Genomic DNA, 1479 nt, shown 5'->3' on the forward strand with positions numbered 1-1479 from the left:
ACATTTACATTTGGCTTTATGGGGCATTATTATCAACGACCAAAGCGTGTTCGATACAGGCATTCAAAAGCAGTTGGAGATTTGTCACCATGAAGCCCGTTATGGTGAATGGAAGGGCATGGTTGAAGGCCATTTCGCAGAATATGCTTTGGCCCTTACCAATTTAGCGATTCAGGCGGGGATGAAACACCGAGTTATTGACCCTTTCATTCCAGAAGGGCTTGTTTGGCAGCAACCGCTTTAAGCCATGCTACGGTTCACTCACGATTAAGATGTGGGCTTCACTGGTATTGACTACATGAAGCCTCAACCTTGCTCGTTGACAAACTAAGCACGCATAAGCCCTACTTAGCAAAGATTATGCGTGCTCATCTCATCAACTGCATCGATAAATACTAACCTCAAGCAATATGGCTAAATTTACGTTTAACCGCGTTGGGCAAATTTAGCCCTTAAGGTTAATTTCGAGGGGATGAGCGCAAAACCCCACCTACGCAGAAAAATGGAAAAGAAGCAAGGCAAAGTCAACAAAGCATCCAATCGTCAAGGTGCAGAATATACCGAAGATGAGCAAGCACTTTGGGGGGATATTGAATTAGCTACCGGTAAGAAAAATCATCTGGCAGTGTTTACCAACACCCAAAGCGGTAACGTCAAAGCCTTCTGGCAAGATAAAAAGGGGAACCTTGTCGATAAAGTACTGGATGAACCCATCCCTCATTTTAATGACGCGAAAGCTATCATTAACAACGCCTTTTCAGGGAAAAAATAACCATGGCAGCAAAGAAAATCTCCCAAATGACGCTGGCTGAAATAGAACAGGATATTATATTTTTTCAAGATATCATCGAAGAGCGACGGAACGCTGAGGCTTCTGGTTATTATCGGATTAATGATATTGAAGCTGAATCAGTTTATTGCGCTTATGCATGGGAGTACGCCGGCCTCGGCATAGCCTATGCGTTGCACAGTGACTGGGATCTAGCCGAGGAAGCCTTTCAAACCGCTGCAGAATATCAGCTAAAGCCGCTACAAATGGCCTATGATCCTGACTACCCAGACTTTCTCGGTGATGCCTGCACGAGGGGGGCGCAAGCGATTGATGTCGTTGATTGTTTCAACTATGCCATGGCCGCAGGGGATTTCGCGATAGCCAAACAGGCTTGTGCGTTATTTCCAGCCCAATGGCGCCCTCGCAATAGCAAACCTGGCACTGCCGATGACTTTGTGCATGCGTTACATGCGTGGTTTAGCGGCGATAAGATTAGAGCTGCTGGTTTTTGTCAAAAAAGCATGGAAGCCTATATCGCCAAACCTAGTAAAAAAGTCACCTATCGCAGTAATTACTACACCCTACATTTGGCTTTATGGGGCATTATTATCAACGACCAAAGCGTGTTCGATACAGGCATTCAAAAGCAGTTGGAGATTTGTCACCATGAAGCCCGTTATGGTGAATGGAAGGGCATGGTTGAAGGC

The 1479-nt window shown here is 45.4% G+C and carries 2 protein-coding genes and 1 pseudogene; all 3 read left to right on the forward strand.

The window, feature by feature from the left end:
* Positions 1-244, forward strand: a pseudogene (locus L5L77_RS22445) (hypothetical protein); the annotation flags it as partial.
* A 258-nt stretch (positions 245-502) separates the two neighbouring features.
* Positions 503-772, forward strand: a complete 270-nt coding sequence (locus L5L77_RS22450; protein WP_263185456.1) for a hypothetical protein — start codon at positions 503-505, stop codon at positions 770-772.
* A 2-nt stretch (positions 773-774) separates the two neighbouring features.
* Positions 775-1479 (forward strand): hypothetical protein (locus L5L77_RS22455; protein WP_263223442.1); only part of this gene is annotated, 705 nt, incomplete at its 3' end.

The organism is Shewanella sp. SM29, from assembly GCF_025654245.1.
Classification (GTDB): domain Bacteria; phylum Pseudomonadota; class Gammaproteobacteria; order Enterobacterales; family Shewanellaceae; genus Shewanella; species Shewanella oncorhynchi.

Bases quoted from the DNA above. Each gene is read 5' to 3' on its own strand.
- L5L77_RS22450 (WP_263185456.1), top strand. From the start codon at position 503: ATGGAAAAGAAGCAAGGCAAAGTCAACAAAGCATCCAATCGTCAAGGT.